This is a genomic window from Idiomarina sp. ST10R2A5 (assembly GCF_051842325.1).
GTDB lineage: Bacteria > Pseudomonadota > Gammaproteobacteria > Enterobacterales > Alteromonadaceae > Idiomarina > Idiomarina abyssalis.
Window position 1 is genome coordinate 278106 of the sequence record NZ_JBNIEX010000002.1, and the last position, 16011, is coordinate 294116.

Sequence of the window (16011 nt, forward strand, 5' to 3'; positions counted from 1 at the left end):
CCTAGTGGTTGTGTTGTGGCGCAGGAGCATCATCGCTGCTATTAAGTCCAAGCCCTTGCAAGCTGGCCTCTGAGTCCAGAAGGAACTGACCCGAAGTGACCACTAACTCACCTTCCTGCAGGCCTTCTTCAATGGCAATTTCATTACCAACACGCAGTCCGGTCGTCACTTCGCGCACTTCAAATTCGCGCGTTCCGGATTTTACCACCACGCGGTTATTGGCTCCGGTGACAATTAAGCTGGCAACCGGCACAACCACAGCGTCTTTTACTGGCTCCAGTTCAATATGAGCCGTCGCCCAGAGTCCTTCACGCAGCCGATCAATGGAGTCATTAACCGGAATACGGACTTTGATGGTCTGGGTTACCGGATCAACTTGCGGATAAATGTAGTCAATGGTGTTCATCCAGTGGCCGCCAGGGAAGTGCTCAGAAGAAATATGGGCCATTTGCCCGGTTTTTAACTGTTTGCTGTAACGCGCCGGAACATCGGCAAAGAACCACAGTTGATTATCCTGCGTCAGCGTCAGTAATTTAAGCCCGGGAGACACGTACATGCCTTCCTGAATATCCAGACTGGTAATATAACCCGACTCAGGCGCGTAGTAATCGACCACATATTCGGTTTCGCCACCTTGCTCAAGCGCTTTAATCTGCGCTTCGGTCATCCCCAGCAAACGCAAACGTTGCTGCCCTCGGCGTTTAAAGCTTTGCTGGTTGTCACCGTTGCGGATATCCGAGAGTGAATCAAGCAGTTGCAGATAGTCGTCCTGTGCCACGACCAGGTCGGGTGCATACAGACTGTAGAGTTTATCGCCCTTTTCTACCCACTGACCTTCAACGTCAGCATGTAATTCCTCTACCCAGCCTTCGGCGCGGCTGTGGATATGGCGTTGTGCAGATTCCTGCCAGCGTACCTGAGCCTGAGCCATTAACTGTGGTTGCAAGTCTTTGCGCTGAGCTTTAGCCGTGGTTACCCGAATGGCCTGCTGACTGGACTCTGGGACGGTGAAGCTTTTCTCAGCTTCATGCTCAGAATGGTCCTGTTCAGGTTCTTTCTTGACCAAGTCCATACCGCAAATTGGGCAGGTTCCCGGCTCGTCACGAACCACCTGGCTGTGCATAGGGCACACATATTCGGTGCTCTGCCCGAACGGGTTTTGATCTTCTGAATGATTGTGTTCCTGAGCCAAAGTTAAAAATGGGATCAGGATTAATATAGCTATCCAATAACGCATAGTATTTCCTCGAAAACAACGGTTTAAGACGTAAAAACTGGGCTTAAACTGCGTGTTTCGGCGGACGTATCAGCGTTTCAGTAATAACCGGAAGGTTTGAATAGATAGGCTCGGCAGCGTGAGTGGAGGCTGCTGGCGAAAGTTGTTTGAATGGATTCATCAGTCCCAGTTGACCAGCGCAATGTTGCTCGCACTGCTGGCAAAAACTGTCTTCCATATCACTGCAGGGGGTTGCTTCTTCCTCGCAACAGTCGTGACTCTCACTCATTTGTTCTGATTGCATAGTAGAGTCAGACATTTGGGCAGGCATAGCATGCACCATTGGTGAGGTCATGGACCCCACCAAAAGTGTCATTGTAATTGCTATAACTGCCCAAACTTTCTTCATATACGCATCTTACCAGATAATAACGCGGTTTTCAGGTGCGACGTACAACTCATCACCTTCTTCAACATCAAAGGCTTCGTAGAACGCCGGAACGTTAACTACGGTGCCGTTCACACGATACTCCGCTGGTGAATGCGGGTCGCTCATGACCTGCTCACGAACGGCGTCTTCACGGTATTTACCACGCCATACCTGTGCCCAGCCGATGAACACACGTTGTTCGCCGGTAAAGCCGTCAAGAACCGGTGCTTCTTCACCTTCTAATGACATTTTGTAGGCTTCGTACGCAATGGTCAGGCCGGCCAGGTCACCAATGTTCTCACCCAGAGTCAGATCACCATTGATATTAAGACCTTCAATTGGCTCGTACTCACTGAACTGGTCAGACAGTTTTTGGCCGCGCTCATCAAAGGCTTGACGGTCTGCGTCGGTCCACCAGCTCTGCAGGTTACCGTCACCATCGTATTTAGAACCCTGGTCATCAAAGCCGTGGCCCATTTCATGGCCGATTACCGCACCAATACCACCGTAGTTCACTGCCATTTCTGCGTCCATGTCAAAGAATGGAGGCTGCAAAATACCGGCCGGGAATACGATTTCGTTACGCACAGGACTGTAATAAGCATTAACCGTCTGTGGTGTCATACCCCAGTCTTCTTCGTCAACAGGACCGCCAATCTTGGCAATTTCTTCCTGATAATTGAATTCAGCATAGGCTTTATAGTTTGCAACTAAGTCTGTGGCAGAAATTTCCAACTTACTGTAGTCGCGCCATTTGCTTGGGTAACCGACTTTAGGATCAAATTTTTCAAGCTTTTCTAAGGCTTTTTCTTTAGTCTCTTCAGTCATCCACTCCAGATTACGTATTGACTGACCATAAGCGTCGCGAAGATTCTCAATCAAACCTTCCATTTTTTCTTTCGCTTCTGGCGGGAAGTATTCTTTAACGTACACCTGGCCTAAGACTTCACCTAACACACTGTTGGTTGCATCTACTGCACGTTTCCAACGCGGCTCTTGCTCTGGTGTTCCACGTAAAGTAGTACCGTAGAAGTCAAAGCGACGCTTGCTGATGTCTTCGCTAAGTGCAGAGGCATACTCGTTAACCAGACGGAAACTTAAGTAGTCTTTCCACGCCTGTACGTCGACTTCACTAAACAGCTGCCCAAAGTCTTCAAAGTACGAGGGCTGACGGATGATCATGTTTTCAACGTGCGATAAATCAGACGTCTCAATGAAGCGCTTAAAGTTGAAGTTTGCCAGCATGTCGGACACTTCATCTGCGGATTTTTTATTATAAGTTTTGTCCGCATTACGGCTTTCTACACGACTCCACTGAACTTCAGCCAGCTGAGTTTCTAAATCCAGGATACGCTGTGCCGCTTCGCCGGCGTTTTCCACACCAACCATGCTCAAAATGTCTTCTGCGTATTCGACGTAAGCGTTACGGAATTCTTCAAACTTCTCGTCGTCTTTTAGGTAGTAGTCACGGTCAGGCAGGCCTAAACCTGACTGAGAAACATACATAGCGTTAGTTTGTGGATCTTTCGCGTCTGGGTAGACATAAAAACCAAATGGAATTGATACACCACCACGGAACATGCGTGCCATATGCTCAGAAACAGAATCGTGGTTTTCCAGCGCCTGAATGGCCGCTAAGTCATTCTGAATAGGCTTAGCGCCCAGTTCATTCAATGTTTCCACGTCCATGAACGCATTGAAAAAGTCACCAATTTTACGCTCATTAGTGCCCGGCTCCGGGTTTTCCGCTGCGGCTTTTTCAATGATATCGCGTAAACGTTTCTGGTTTTGCTGACGTAAATCGAAAAACGCTCCTACCGATGAACGATCAGACGGAATTTCTGTTTTATCAATCCAGGTGCCATTAACGTACTGATACAGATCGTTCTCTGGCTTTACGCTGTGATCAAAGTTTTCTAAGACAACACCAGAGCTCAGTTCTTGTTTTGCTTCTTCAGCCTGCTGGGTTTGTTGCTTAGACTCTTCCTGCTGTGGTGAACATGCACCCAACGTTAATGCCATAGAAACGCCTAGCGCTACAGCGGTCAATTTTTTCATCGATTGTTACCCTTTCTTTGAGTGTTCATTATTTTTAACCACTCTAAACTAGCGCATTGTTAAATTCAGCGCAAAAAAAACGGCCACATTCGCGATGAATGCGGCCGTTTTACCGATGATTTATCGTAACAAAATGTTACTTCTTCTTTTTCGCCTTAGGATTCGGCATATCGGTAATTGAACCTTCATGAAGTTCTGCGGCTAGACCAACAGATTCGTGTAAGGTTGGGTGTGCATGAACGGTCAGAGCGATGTCTTCGGCGTCACAGCCCATTTCGATAGCCAGGCAAATTTCGCCAAGCAGCTCACCGGCGTTGGTACCACACATAGCACCACCAATAATCCGGTTGTTCTTATCAAAAATAAGCTTAGTCATGCCTTGCTGGGCGTTTGACGCAATAGCACGGCCTGAAGCTGACCATGGGAACGTCACCGCATCGTACTCAATACCCTGATCTTTCGCTTCTTTTTCAGTGACGCCGGCCCATGCAACTTCCGGGTTGGTGTACATGATAGAAGGAATGACTTTAGGTTCGAAGAAGTGCTTCTTACCGGCAATAACTTCTGCCGCAACATGCGATTCGTGGACCGCTTTATGCGCCAGCATTGGCTGACCAACGATATCGCCAATAGCGAAGATGTGATCAACGTTGGTACGCATTTGGCTGTCAACATTGATGAAGCCACGGTCATCAACCTTAACGCCTGCTTTGTCCGCATCAATTTTATTACCGTTTGGCGCACGACCTACAGCAACCAGAACCGCGTCGTATTTCACCGGATCTTTTGGCGCTTTATCACCTTCAAAGGTGACGTAAACTCCGTCTTTTTTCGCTTCAACGTTGGTTGCTTTGGTGCTTAACATCACGTTTTCGAAGCGACCTTTAATTTGCTTGTTGAAGCTCTTAATAATGTCAGCGTCCGCTGGCGGTACCAGTTGATCAGTCATTTCAACCACATCAACTTTAGAACCTAATGACGCGTAAACCTGACCCATTTCCAGAGCGATAATACCACCACCTAACAACAGCATTTTCTTCGGAATTTCTTTCAATTCCAGTGCGTCAGTTGAATCCCATACGCGGTCGTCGTCGTGTGGAATGAACGGCAATTTAATGGCCTGAGAACCAGCTGCGATAATAGCATTATCAAATTTAACTTCGGTTTCGCCGTCGTCGCCTTCAACTTTAATGGTGTTGCTGCCGGTAAATTTACCGTAACCGTTGACGATTTTTACCTTACGCATTTTCGACATCTGACCGAGGCCGCCGGTTAACTGACCAACCACTTTTTCTTTGTGCTTACGCAGCTTGTCCAGGTCAATCTTCGGCTCACCAAACTCAATGCCTTCTGCAGCCAGGTGTTGTGCTTCTTCAATGTGCTTGGTCATGTGCAGCAGTGCTTTTGACGGGATACAGCCAACATTAAGGCAAACACCGCCTAAGGTGCTGTAACGCTCAATCAAAACAACATCCAGACCCAAATCAGCTGCGCGGAAAGCTGCTGAATATCCACCTGGGCCCGAACCTAACACTACTACCTGTGTTGTAATTTTGTCGCTCATGTTAACCCCTTTTTTGTCACGACCAGTTGAGCCACCGGCCGCGGTCAGTCAACGCTAAATGTGGCGCTATTGTAGCGCGAATTAATTCGTATTTCCCGTCCAAATTGGTGCTTAAAGCACCAATTTGCGGATATCTCCCAGTACACCGCTTAAGTAAGCTGTAAAGCGAGCTGCTTCTGCACCGTCTATCACCCTATGGTCATAAGACAGCGACAACGGCAATGTCAGACGCGGCTCAAACTCTTTACCGTTCCATTTTGGCTTCATCTCGTTACGAGAAACACCCAATATGGCAACATCCGGTGCGTTTACTATTGGTGTAAAGGCTGTACCACCAATACCGCCAAGACTGGAGATTGAGAAACAGCCACCCTGCATATCAGCAGCTTTCAATTTACCGTCACGTGCTTTCGAGCTAATCTCGACCAGCTCTTCTGACAGCTCGTAAATGCCTTTTTGGTCAACATCGCGAATAACCGGAACCACCAGACCATTTGGTGTATCTACAGCAATACCAATGTGCACATACTTTTTCATGTACAACGACTCGCCTGATTCCGACAACGAGGAGTTGAAGGTCGGGAATTCGCGCAGTGCTTTGGCACAAGCCTTAAGAATAAACACCAATGGCGTGATCTTGAAGCCAAGGTCTTTTTTCTTAGCCACTTCGTTTTCTGATTTACGGAAGTTTTCCAGCTCGGTGATATCCGCTTCGTCGAATTGCGTAACGTGCGGTATGGTCACCCAGTTGCGGTGCAGGTTAGGTCCTGACTTACGCTGAATGCGTGACAGTTGAACCTCTTCCACTTCACCAAACTTGCTGAAGTCGACCTTAGGTGGATCAATCACCTGCAGTCCACCACCGCCCTGACCAGTTGCGCCCGCAACGGCTTTCGGACGAGAAAGTTCGTATTTAACGAAATCCTGTACGTCTTCTTTCAGTATACGGTCTTTAGGTCCGCTGCCTTTGACTTGTGACAAGTCGACACCAAACTCACGCGCAACACGGCGTACCGCAGGCGACGCATGCAAAATCCCTTCTTTTCGGTCGCTACGCTGACTTGGGTGATCAGGTACCGGCGGCTGGCGTTCGCTACTTGGCTTAGTACTGCTGCCGCTGTCTTTTCCTTTGTCCTGATCTTTGTCATTAGATTTCTTATCCGACTCCTTGCCGGACTCTGACTTCTCTTCCTTGGCAGAATCGTCTTCTTCTGCTTCGGAATCGTCAGCGCCACCGGATACTTTCAGTTTCGCAATGACAGAACCCTGCGACACTTTATCGCCGACATTGACCAGCATTTCTTCAATTTCACCGTCTTCCGGGCAAGGCACATCCATAGTGGCTTTGTCGGTTTCCAGTGTAATTAAGCCGTCTTCGGCAGAGACTGAGTCGCCTTTAGAGACCAAAATCTCAATAATTTCGACGTCTTCTTCATCACCAATGTCCGGGACTTCCACATCAATGACTTTACTCTCGCCTGAGGACTTCTTCGGCTCAGAAGATTCTTTCTTCTCTTCTTTGTCCTCATCTTTCGACTCAGACGCTTTTTCTTCGTCTTTATCGTCAGACTTGTCTTCTTTTTCCTCTGAATTTTCGTCTTCTTTCTCTTCTTCGTCATCCGAAGAGTCAGAGTCGCCGGCAGCTTCAACAATAGCCAGTACATCGCCTTCGCTGATGGTATCGCCAACTTTTACCTTCAGCTCAACAATTTTACCGCCTGAAGATGCCGGAATATCCATTGACGCTTTGTCACTCTCAACCGTCACAATACCGTCTTCTTTTTCAACGGTATCGCCTTTACTGACGAGAATTTCAATGACTTCTACTTCTTCTCCGCCCACGTCGGGGACTTTGAGTTCGATTTGATCGGCCATCTCAGTACCTCCTTACGCCAAACGTGGGTTGAGTTTGTCAGTGTCGATATCGTAGTCTTTGATAGCTTTCGCTACCACTTTCTTATCGATATCACCTTGATCCGCTAACTCTTTTAGCGCAGCAACCACAATGTATTGCGGATTAATCTCAAAATGCTTACGCAAGTTAGCGCGGCTGTCCGAGCGTCCAAAACCGTCAGTACCCAGTACACGGTACGAGGTTGGAACCCAGGCACGAACCTGATCAGCATACAACTTGATGTAGTCGGTTGCTGCTACAGCAGGTCCTTTCGCTTTCTTCATGGCTTGTGTGATATAAGCTTCTTTTTCTTTCTTCTCCGGATGCAGCATGTTCCAGCGGTCGGTATCCAGACCGTCACGCGCCAGCTCGTTGAACGAGGTCACACTGTAAACCGTTGAGTTAATGTCGTAGTCTTCCGACAGAATTTTCGCCGCTTCGCGCACTTGCTGCAAAATAGTACCACTACCAAGCAACTGCACATCGCCTTTGGCTTTTTTCTTCGCTTTTACTTTATCCAGCTCGTAAATACCTTTTACGATGCCCTCTTCGACGCCTTCCGGCATTTCTGGCTGATGATAGTTTTCATTCATTACGGTGAGGTAATAGAAAACGTTTTCCTGATCGCCAAACATGCGCTTCAGGCCATCGTGCACAATAACCGCAATTTCATAACCATAAGTCGGGTCATAGCTAATGCAGTTTGGCACTGTGCCGAAGTGAACCAGGCTCTGTCCGTCCTGGTGTTGCAGACCTTCACCATTGAGCGTTGTTCGACCGGCAGTACCACCGACCAGGAAGCCGCGTGTCTGGCTGTCGCCTGCTGCCCAGACTAAATCGCCCACGCGCTGGAAACCGAACATAGAGTAATAAATGTAGAACGGAATCATGGGTTCGTTGTTCAGCGAGTAGCTGGTACCCGCTGCCACCCAGGACGCCATAGCACCCAGCTCGTTAATGCCTTCCTGAATAACCTGACCTTTTTGGTCTTCACGATAATAGGCGACCTGATCTTTATCTTGTGGTGTGTATTTCTGGCCATGGTGAGAATAAATACCCACTTGACGGAACAGACCTTCCATACCAAAAGTACGGGCTTCGTCCGGAATAATTGGCACAATACGTTTGCCAATTTTCTTGTCTTTCAACAGTGCTGTTAAAACACGGACAAAGGCCATAGTCGATGAAATTTCCCGGTCTCCTGAACCTTTCAATACCGCATCAAACGCCTTCAATGCCGGCAACTCCAGTTCCACATCCGTTTCCGGGTTTCGTACTGGCATATAGCCACCAAGCTTTTCGCGACGCTCGTTCAGGTACTTCATTTCGTCGCTGTCTTCTTCAAACTTGTAGTACGGCAAGTCTTCCAGTTCGTCGTCTTTAAACGGAATGTTGAAACGGTCACGCATATGCTTAACCGCATCCAGATCCATTTTCTTAACCTGGTGCGCGATGTTCTTACCTTCACCGGCAGCGCCCATGCCATAACCTTTAACGGTTTTCGCTAAAATAACCTGTGGGCGACCTTTGGTGTTCACCGCTTTGTGATACGCCGAGTAAACTTTTACCGGATCGTGACCACCGCGGTTTAAGCGCCAGATGTCTTCATCAGACAAGTTGGCCACCATTTCTTCAGTTTCAGGGTACTTACCAAAGAAGTTCTCACGCGTGAACTTACCGCCTTTGGCTTTAAAGTTCTGGTAGTCACCGTCAACGGTTTCTTCCATCAACTGCTGTAATTTACCTTCGGTATCACGATACAACAGCGGATCCCAGTAGCGGCCCCAGATAACTTTAATCACTTCCCAGCCAGCACCGTGGAAGTTGCCTTCCAGTTCCTGAATAATTTTGCCGTTACCACGAACCGGGCCGTCTAAGCGCTGCAGGTTACAATTGATAACAAAGGTCAGGTTGTCGAGTTCTTCACGAGCGGCCAGACCAATAGCACCCAAGCTTTCCGGCTCATCGGTTTCACCGTCGCCTAAGAAGCAATAAACACGCTGTTTTGAGCAGTCTTTAATACCACGGTCAGTCAGGTACTTCAGGAAGCGGGCTAAATAAATTGCCTGAATTGGGCCTAAGCCCATAGAAACCGTCGGGAACTGCCAGAAGTCAGGCATTAAATGTGGATGCGGATAGGAAGGTAGACCTTTACCATCCACTTCCTGACGGAAATTATTAAGTTGTTCTTCGGTTAAGCGTCCTTCAATAAAGGCGCGACCGTAAATACCAGGTGACACATGACCCTGGATAAACAGGAAGTCTCCCCCGTCACCTTCACTTGGTGCGCGGAAGAAGTGGTTGAAACCAACATCGTACAACATGGCAGAAGAAGCGAAACTGGCAAGGTGGCCGCCCAGCTCTTCGCCTTTTTTTGATGCCCGCAACACCATCATGGCAGCATTCCAGCGAATAGCTGAGCGAATGCGCGATTCCAGCGTCTGATTACCCGGCATGGTTGGTTCCTGACTAGCCGGAATGGTATTCAAATACGCAGTAGTTGGCTTGTAAGGTAAATATGCACCGTTACGACGGGCTTTGTCGACCAGTTGTTCTAACAGGTAATGCGCGCGCTCCGGGCCTTCTGCCTCAAGCACACCTTCAAGAGCGTCTAGCCACTCCTGAGTTTCCTGCTGATCGACATCTTTGTTTAATTCTTCACTCATAGCTATTCCTTACCTTTTTATCAATTCAGGAACGTCGTAGCGAACGTTGAATACGTGACTGTTCTTTGCCTAATTCCAACAATGTCTGTTCAATATAGGCCAAATGTTGGTGACACGCATCCCGCGCTTGCTCCGGTTGACCTGCAACAATAGCGCTAACCAGTTGCTGCCGGTGTTGATTCAGTTTTTCCAGCAGGTCATCGCGACCGGCTAATATTTCCAGGTTTTGCCGAATATTCTCGGCCAATAATTCCTGCATGCCCTGAATGACATGCAACAAAATAACATTGTGTGATGCTTCTGCAATACGGTGGTAAAACTCGACGATGGCATTAACCTGCTCATCGATAGTGCTATTTTGGCTATGGCCTAAGCCTTTTATACTCTCAGAAATACGATCCAGATCGGCATCGGTTCCTCTTAACGCAGCATAAAAGGAGGATATGCCCTCCAGCGCATGACGAAACTCAAGCAAATCAAACTGCGACTCAGGGTGCTTGGCCAAGAGCTCAAACAGTGGTTCTGTTAGTTGCTCATTGATGCTATTCACAACGTAAGTTCCGCCGCCCTGGCGACGTTCTACCACACCTTTGGCTTCCAATTTTTGAATGGCTTCGCGCAGCGATGGGCGTGAAACATTAAATTGCTGAGCCAGTTGCCGCTCTGCCGGCAGTTTTTGCCCGGCACTAAGCCGACCATCGACGATCATCTGTTCCAGATGCGCCACGATAGTGTCGGAAAGCTTCGTCTGTTTTATGGGTAAATCTGGCATAACGGTAAATTGGTCAGACCAAAAGATGCGGTTATTCTAAATCATTTAACTGCTGAGCCCAAATTTTTCTCAGCTGGTACTACCTCTAGCTGACCCAGCCTGTCAATGTCAGCACGGCAATAGCACAAACCCAGAATATCTGTTGTCGGCGCATCAGGCGCAACTGGCAGGCAGCATGTTCGGTTCGGTCATCCGGGTGTTGCGGGTTGTCTTCTGCTTTACTGGCAACATTAAACAGAAGCTTATCCGGATCGGCCTGTGGATTCAGGCTTTGTTGCAACCACTCGGGAAGCGCCCGTGAGAAGTGACCAACTATCAATAAACCAAAAGCTGCCAGCCTTACCGGAACCCAGTCAGCAAACCACAACAGTTGCTGCCAGAGGCTAACCGATTCTCCCTCGCGCTGCTGGGTTTCAGCGTAGCGCAGAGTGGCATAAACCAAGGCACCAAAGCTGCCAAACAACACGAAGTAAAACATCACGGCAATATATTGTCGGTAATTGATCCAGATTAAAGAGTCGCTAATTTGGTGAGGCTGATGACGCCCGGCAAATTCAGTCAGAGCCTGTTGATGTTCAATAATACTTGGCTCGTCTCCTCTGTTAGCTGCTTTTAAATATTCTTTGTAGTTTTTCCGGGCCGGTTCACAGTTAAAAGCCAGCAGCAGCGCAAGAATACTGACAATAAAAGTCACCATCAGGTTGTCCAGTAGCACCACCAACAGACCAACACCCAGTGCCGGTATCAACAAACGCACAAGCTGTAAGGGCTCGCTTTCCCATTTTTCATCCTGCAGACGGGCTGAGCTCCAACGTTGCCAACGTTCCATATAGAAAGCCCAGTGCAAGAATGCAGGGCTGTGGTACAAACGCTCAACGCTTAGTGCTATCAGCAACGCAATGAGGACCATTCATGACTCCTTATAAGGCATTTAAATAGGTTTGCCAGTCAAATTTACTGCCCGGGTCGGTCTTGCGGCCTGGAGCGATATCCTGATGGCCGACAATACGACGACGGTTTAATTTTGGGTATGTGGCGATAAGCGCCTCGGTTACCTGGATTAATTGTTGATACTGTTCTTCAGTATAGGCGGTGTGATCGGTTCCTTCGAGTTCAATACCTATACTGAAATCGTTGCACCGCCGACGCCCGCAATACCTTGACTGGCCAGCATGCCACGCACGCTTATCAAAAGGAACGTATTGTTCCAGCGTGCCGTCGCGGCGGATAACACAATGCGCGGACACTCGAAGTCCCTGCAGTATAGAAAAGTCCGGGTGTGCGTCGGTTTCCAGCTCACCCATAAACAATTGACGCACGTATGGCGTACCGTATTCCCCCTCGGGCAGGCTGATGCAATGAATAACCAACAGACTGATCTCGTCAGTTTGTGGACGTTCATCGTAGTGCGGCGACGGGTATTGAACTGCCGTTGTTATTTTATGATTTTTTATCGGGTCGCTTTTCACAGGCTCAACAAAACGGTAAAGTTTGCCCCCTAGTATCCGTATTGTCTGCTAAAAGGTAAAGCCATCTATGAGTCAGCCCGAGCTGCAACTTGCCATTCAGGACGGCGTAAGCGCCGCCCTAAAGGAAGATTTATCCGGCGAAGACGCCAGTTATGATATTACTGCGCAATTGATTCTGGAACAGAGTCAGTCCCGTGCCAGCATTATTACCCGGGAAGAAGCGGTGGTTTGTGGCTGTGGCTGGGTCGATCAAGTATTCCGCCAGCTTGGGCAAAAAGTGAAAATTGAATGGCTGGTGAAAGACGGTGATAAGGTGGCAGCGAATACGGAACTGTGTCGCCTGAAAGGACCAAGTCGCATTTTGCTGACCGGAGAGCGTACTGCACTTAATTTTCTGCAAACCTTGTCCGCAACCGCCACCACCACTTATAAGTACAGTCAACTTCTGAATGACTACAAAACGCAGCTGCTGGATACACGTAAGACCTTGCCGGGTATGCGGTTAGCACAGAAATACGCGGTGCGTTGCGGCGGCGGCGTGAACCATCGTATCGGTTTGTTTGACGCCTACCTGATTAAAGAGAATCACATTTTTGCCTGTGGTGGCATAGCTCAGGCCGTTAAAGCAGCAAAACAACTGAATCCGGGTAAAACGGTGGAAGTTGAAGTTGAAAACCTGGATGAATTCTCGCAGGCGTTAGCCGCAGAAGCCGACATCATTATGCTGGATAATTTCAGTATCGCTGATATCGAGCAGGCCGTGCAGCAGAACAAAAACAACTCGTCACACCAGGCTAAATTAGAAGTTTCCGGTAATGTCACCGATGAGCGTTTGCAAGAATTAGCGACTACCGGTGTGGATTTCATTTCTTCCGGCGCTTTGACTAAAAATATTCAAGCCATTGATTTATCAATGAGAATTTCCCAAGATAGTGAATAACTTACAGAGAAATAGAATTTACTAATTGGCCAGGGTAAGCCACAGTTTCACTGTTTTTAACAGGGAGCTGTCTCATGCAGGATGCACATTCTTACCGTTTATCCGGAGCCGGATTTAGCTTGATTGAAATGATGGTCGTGGTGGCCCTCATTGCCATTCTCTCCGCTATTGCGGTTCCGTCATATACCTACTATACGCAGCAGGCTAAAGTCAGTAAGGCGCTGGCTCATGCTCAACCATTGCAACTGGGTATTGCCCTATGCTGGCAAATTGAGGGACAGTTAAACCAGTGCAATCAGGCCGGAAGCCAGGGCATTCCTGCAGTCCCGGCACCACTACCTGATGAACTCAGTGATTTGAGCCTGACACAGGCGGCTGCCGTGCGACTGACCCTGAACTCTGTCAGTATTAATAACCAACCTCTGCAAATTGAACTGACACCCAATGCGGCTAATACGCACTTAGACTGGAGTATCGCCTGCTCAGACTATGGTGAGTCTCGCAGTGTCGTGCAAAACTGTGAACGTCAGGTAAGTTACTAATGTCTGTTATCGGTCGCTGTTCACTGGCTCATCTGAAGCAGGTATCAGGTAGTACAGACGATCCGTTTCTTAAGCAACACGGGTTGCAGCCTTTTGCCAGTACTCAACACTGGGAGTTATTAATACAACAACCCGGTTTTCCACCGGTAGATGCCGTGCTTTTGAGCTTTTACAGCAATAAAAAAGTGATGGTGCTTCGCGGGGAAGGTCAACTTCCGGGAGTTCAGATAAGCCATGACTCCGTCGTCGATTATGTTGACCAACTGTTGCAGTACTGCGCGGCGGAAGGCCTGTCAGATATTCATATACAACCTCAGGAAAATGGCATTACTGTGCGAGGCCGCATAGCCGGCGAGCTCTCTCGCTTAGATGTGCTGCCCGCAGACTTTGGGCAGCAGGTTTACTCCCGAATTAAGGTACTGGCTAATCTCGATCTCACTGAACTACGTCAGCCGCAAGACGGTCGTTTGTCGGTGCGTGCTGAGAATAGCCGCCAACATGAGTTTCGCTTAAGTTGCTGCCCCGTCATTGGCGGTGAAAAACTGGTGCTGAGATGCCTACACCCCACGCAGAGTATTACGCCCCTGCAGCAAACAGGGTTACTGGACGCGCAATACCGATGGTTTGCCCATTGCCTGAGTCAGCCACAAGGGTTAATTTTGGTTACCGGCCCGACCGGTAGTGGCAAAACCTCGACCTTATACAGCGCCATAAGCCAGTTAGACGCAGAGCGATGCAATATCTGCAGTGTTGAGGACCCGGTTGAAGTCCCCCTGCCCGGTTGCAGCCAGGTGATGGTGAATCATAAACAAGGGCTCACCTTTGCGTCTGTGCTCCGCGCTCTGCTAAGGCAAGACCCGGATGTCATACTGATTGGAGAGATTCGGGACTCTGAAACAGCAAAAATTGCAGTGCAGGCAGCGCAGACCGGGCACCTGGTTCTGACCTCGATGCATACGAACAGCTGTCTCGACAGCTTAAAACGCTTACAGTCTCTTGGCATCAACCCACTGGACATTCGCAGTTCACTCAGTCTTATTGTCAGTCAACGGCTATTTCCGGTACCCGCAACTGCTGAAAATAAGCGTCAAGCAGTGTTTGAGGTCGTCCCCTGGCAGGAGCAGGCGGAGAAATTCATCGACCTTAAGACAAATACAGCGGATCTGCGTCGTTATCTGGAGTCATTGCAGCTTCCTGATTTCTCTCAAGCTTTGCAAAACTACATAGACGCAGGTCAGATCAACCGCAAAGAAAAAGAACGGTTCACCTATGATGCCGATTAATCATTGCTGGTACTGGCAAGTGGGTAAGCAGTGCGGGTTTATTCATGCCGACTCGGCACTTCAGGCAAAACAACTGTTAGCGCAGCACAAAATAAACAGTGCGGCACTAAAACCTTTGTCGGCCCACAAACTAAAAGGCTATAAACCCCGCTTATCGCTGTGGTATGAGTTGCTGCAGCAAGTATCTGACCTACTCAGCAGCGGGTTACCGCTTGCTGAAGCATTACGACACAGTGTCTGCGAGAGCCCATCCAGAGGATTGCGCTGGATGGTTGAAGACTGCATCCGTTGTATTGAGCGCGGTCTTGCTTTTAGCCGGGCGTTGCAGCTCTATAAAAACTGGTTGCCGGAAGAAGACATCATCGCCATAGCCTGGGCGGAGCAAACCGGCCAGCTTGCTCACACCCTGCACCAGTTGCATCAGGTTGCCAAACGCCAAATGCTGCTCAAAAAGCAAATGAGCAAGGCGCTTCGCTATCCGGTTATAGTACTTTTAGTTGCGGGCGCCGTTTGCTTCATGATGATGGGTTGGGTACTGCCAAGTTTCGCACCGTTATTTAGTGAAGGGGAACTCCCGTGGCTGACCCGGACTTTACTTAATACTTCGGATTTCCTACGAGAGCAAACCGTGTCGCTTCTTGGCCTTATTTTGTTCTTCTCAGCATCGTTGTATATGGTCAGGAAAAAGGCGCCTTTATTCTGGCAACGAGCCCTGTCCCAACTGCCTTTTATCGGGAAATTGTTGGAGGACATTAAACTCCAACAGCTTTTTCACCGTCTGGCTGTTGCCCTGAAGGCTGGCATTGAAACGCGTCAGGCTCTTAACAGCACCGCGCATTCCCTGACCTGGCTACCTCACCGCCATGCATTACGCTCTGTTCAACAAAGTGTCGAGCAGGGAAACGGCTGGGTAGACAGTTTCAGGTCAAGTCCTTTAAGTGAGCCTCGTACATTGAGCTTTCTTAAAGTTGCCGAACAAAACGGCAACGTCGATCAGGCCTTTGCCACGCTTGCCGATATTCGCCAGCAACGCTTTGAACAAAACTGTGAGCGCTTGATTGGTATGGCAGAGCCCTTGCTGATGGTGGTTTTAGGCGGCATTATAGGCACTCTGCTGGTCGCAATGTATTTGCCGCTGTTTTCTATGGGGCAGCAATTTTAACCACGAAGGAACACA

Annotated in this window: 13 protein-coding genes; 4 read left to right on the forward strand and 9 right to left on the reverse strand. The window is 48.7% G+C overall.

Going from position 1 to position 16011, the window contains the following annotated elements:
- Position 1 precedes the first annotated feature (1 nt).
- The 9 genes from ACP7FG_RS03890 to ampD form a co-directional block, all read right to left on the reverse strand.
- Positions 2-1237, reverse strand: coding sequence for an efflux RND transporter periplasmic adaptor subunit (locus tag ACP7FG_RS03890; protein ID WP_439225582.1), 1236 nt, complete (start codon positions 1235-1237; stop codon positions 2-4).
- Between the two features lie 43 nt (positions 1238-1280).
- Positions 1281-1625 (reverse strand): hypothetical protein, encoded by a 345-nt coding sequence (locus tag ACP7FG_RS03895; protein ID WP_417436084.1) that lies wholly within the window; start codon positions 1623-1625, stop codon positions 1281-1283.
- Positions 1626-1634: 9 nt separating this feature from the next.
- Positions 1635-3704 carry a M13 family metallopeptidase gene (locus tag ACP7FG_RS03900; protein ID WP_439225583.1) on the reverse strand — a complete coding sequence of 690 codons (2070 nt, stop codon included), beginning with the start codon at positions 3702-3704 and terminating at the stop codon, positions 1635-1637.
- A gap of 136 nt (positions 3705-3840) precedes the next feature.
- On the reverse strand, positions 3841-5268 hold the full coding sequence (gene lpdA / locus ACP7FG_RS03905; RefSeq protein WP_054489921.1) for a dihydrolipoyl dehydrogenase: 1428 nt from the start codon (positions 5266-5268) through the stop codon (positions 3841-3843).
- A gap of 111 nt (positions 5269-5379) precedes the next feature.
- A complete protein-coding gene (gene aceF, locus ACP7FG_RS03910) occupies positions 5380-7143 on the reverse strand; it encodes a dihydrolipoyllysine-residue acetyltransferase (protein WP_439225584.1) in 1764 nt (587 codons plus the stop codon).
- Between the two features lie 12 nt (positions 7144-7155).
- Positions 7156-9828 (reverse strand): pyruvate dehydrogenase (acetyl-transferring), homodimeric type, encoded by a 2673-nt coding sequence (gene aceE, locus ACP7FG_RS03915; protein WP_222236455.1) that lies wholly within the window; start codon positions 9826-9828, stop codon positions 7156-7158.
- Positions 9829-9853: 25 nt separating this feature from the next.
- Complete coding sequence (gene pdhR, locus ACP7FG_RS03920) at positions 9854-10600, reverse strand: pyruvate dehydrogenase complex transcriptional repressor PdhR (RefSeq protein ID WP_222236454.1); 747 nt, start codon at positions 10598-10600, stop codon at positions 9854-9856.
- A gap of 85 nt (positions 10601-10685) precedes the next feature.
- Positions 10686-11510, reverse strand: coding sequence for a beta-lactamase regulator AmpE (ampE, locus tag ACP7FG_RS03925; protein ID WP_439225585.1), 825 nt, complete (start codon positions 11508-11510; stop codon positions 10686-10688).
- A 10-nt stretch (positions 11511-11520) separates the two neighbouring features.
- A complete protein-coding gene (ampD, locus tag ACP7FG_RS03930; protein ID WP_439225586.1) occupies positions 11521-12069 on the reverse strand; it encodes a 1,6-anhydro-N-acetylmuramyl-L-alanine amidase AmpD in 549 nt (182 codons plus the stop codon).
- 67 nt (positions 12070-12136) lie between these two features.
- Between ampD and nadC the strand changes: the two genes are divergently transcribed.
- From nadC to ACP7FG_RS03950, 4 genes are all read left to right on the forward strand, one after another.
- Entirely contained in the window at positions 12137-13009 is an 873-nt protein-coding gene (gene nadC, locus ACP7FG_RS03935; RefSeq protein ID WP_439225587.1) for a carboxylating nicotinate-nucleotide diphosphorylase, read from the forward strand.
- A 74-nt stretch (positions 13010-13083) separates the two neighbouring features.
- The gene (locus tag ACP7FG_RS03940; protein ID WP_439225588.1) at positions 13084-13551 is read left to right on the forward strand and encodes a pilin; all 468 of its coding nucleotides are present in this window, start codon (positions 13084-13086) and stop codon (positions 13549-13551) included.
- Positions 13551-14834, forward strand: a complete 1284-nt coding sequence (locus ACP7FG_RS03945; protein WP_439225589.1) for a GspE/PulE family protein — start codon at positions 13551-13553, stop codon at positions 14832-14834. Before ACP7FG_RS03940 ends, ACP7FG_RS03945 begins: the two co-directional genes overlap by 1 nt.
- The gene (locus tag ACP7FG_RS03950; protein ID WP_439225590.1) at positions 14821-15996 is read left to right on the forward strand and encodes a type II secretion system F family protein; all 1176 of its coding nucleotides are present in this window, start codon (positions 14821-14823) and stop codon (positions 15994-15996) included. The genes ACP7FG_RS03945 and ACP7FG_RS03950 overlap by 14 nt, the downstream gene beginning before the upstream one ends.
- The last annotated feature ends 15 nt before the right edge of the window (positions 15997-16011 follow it).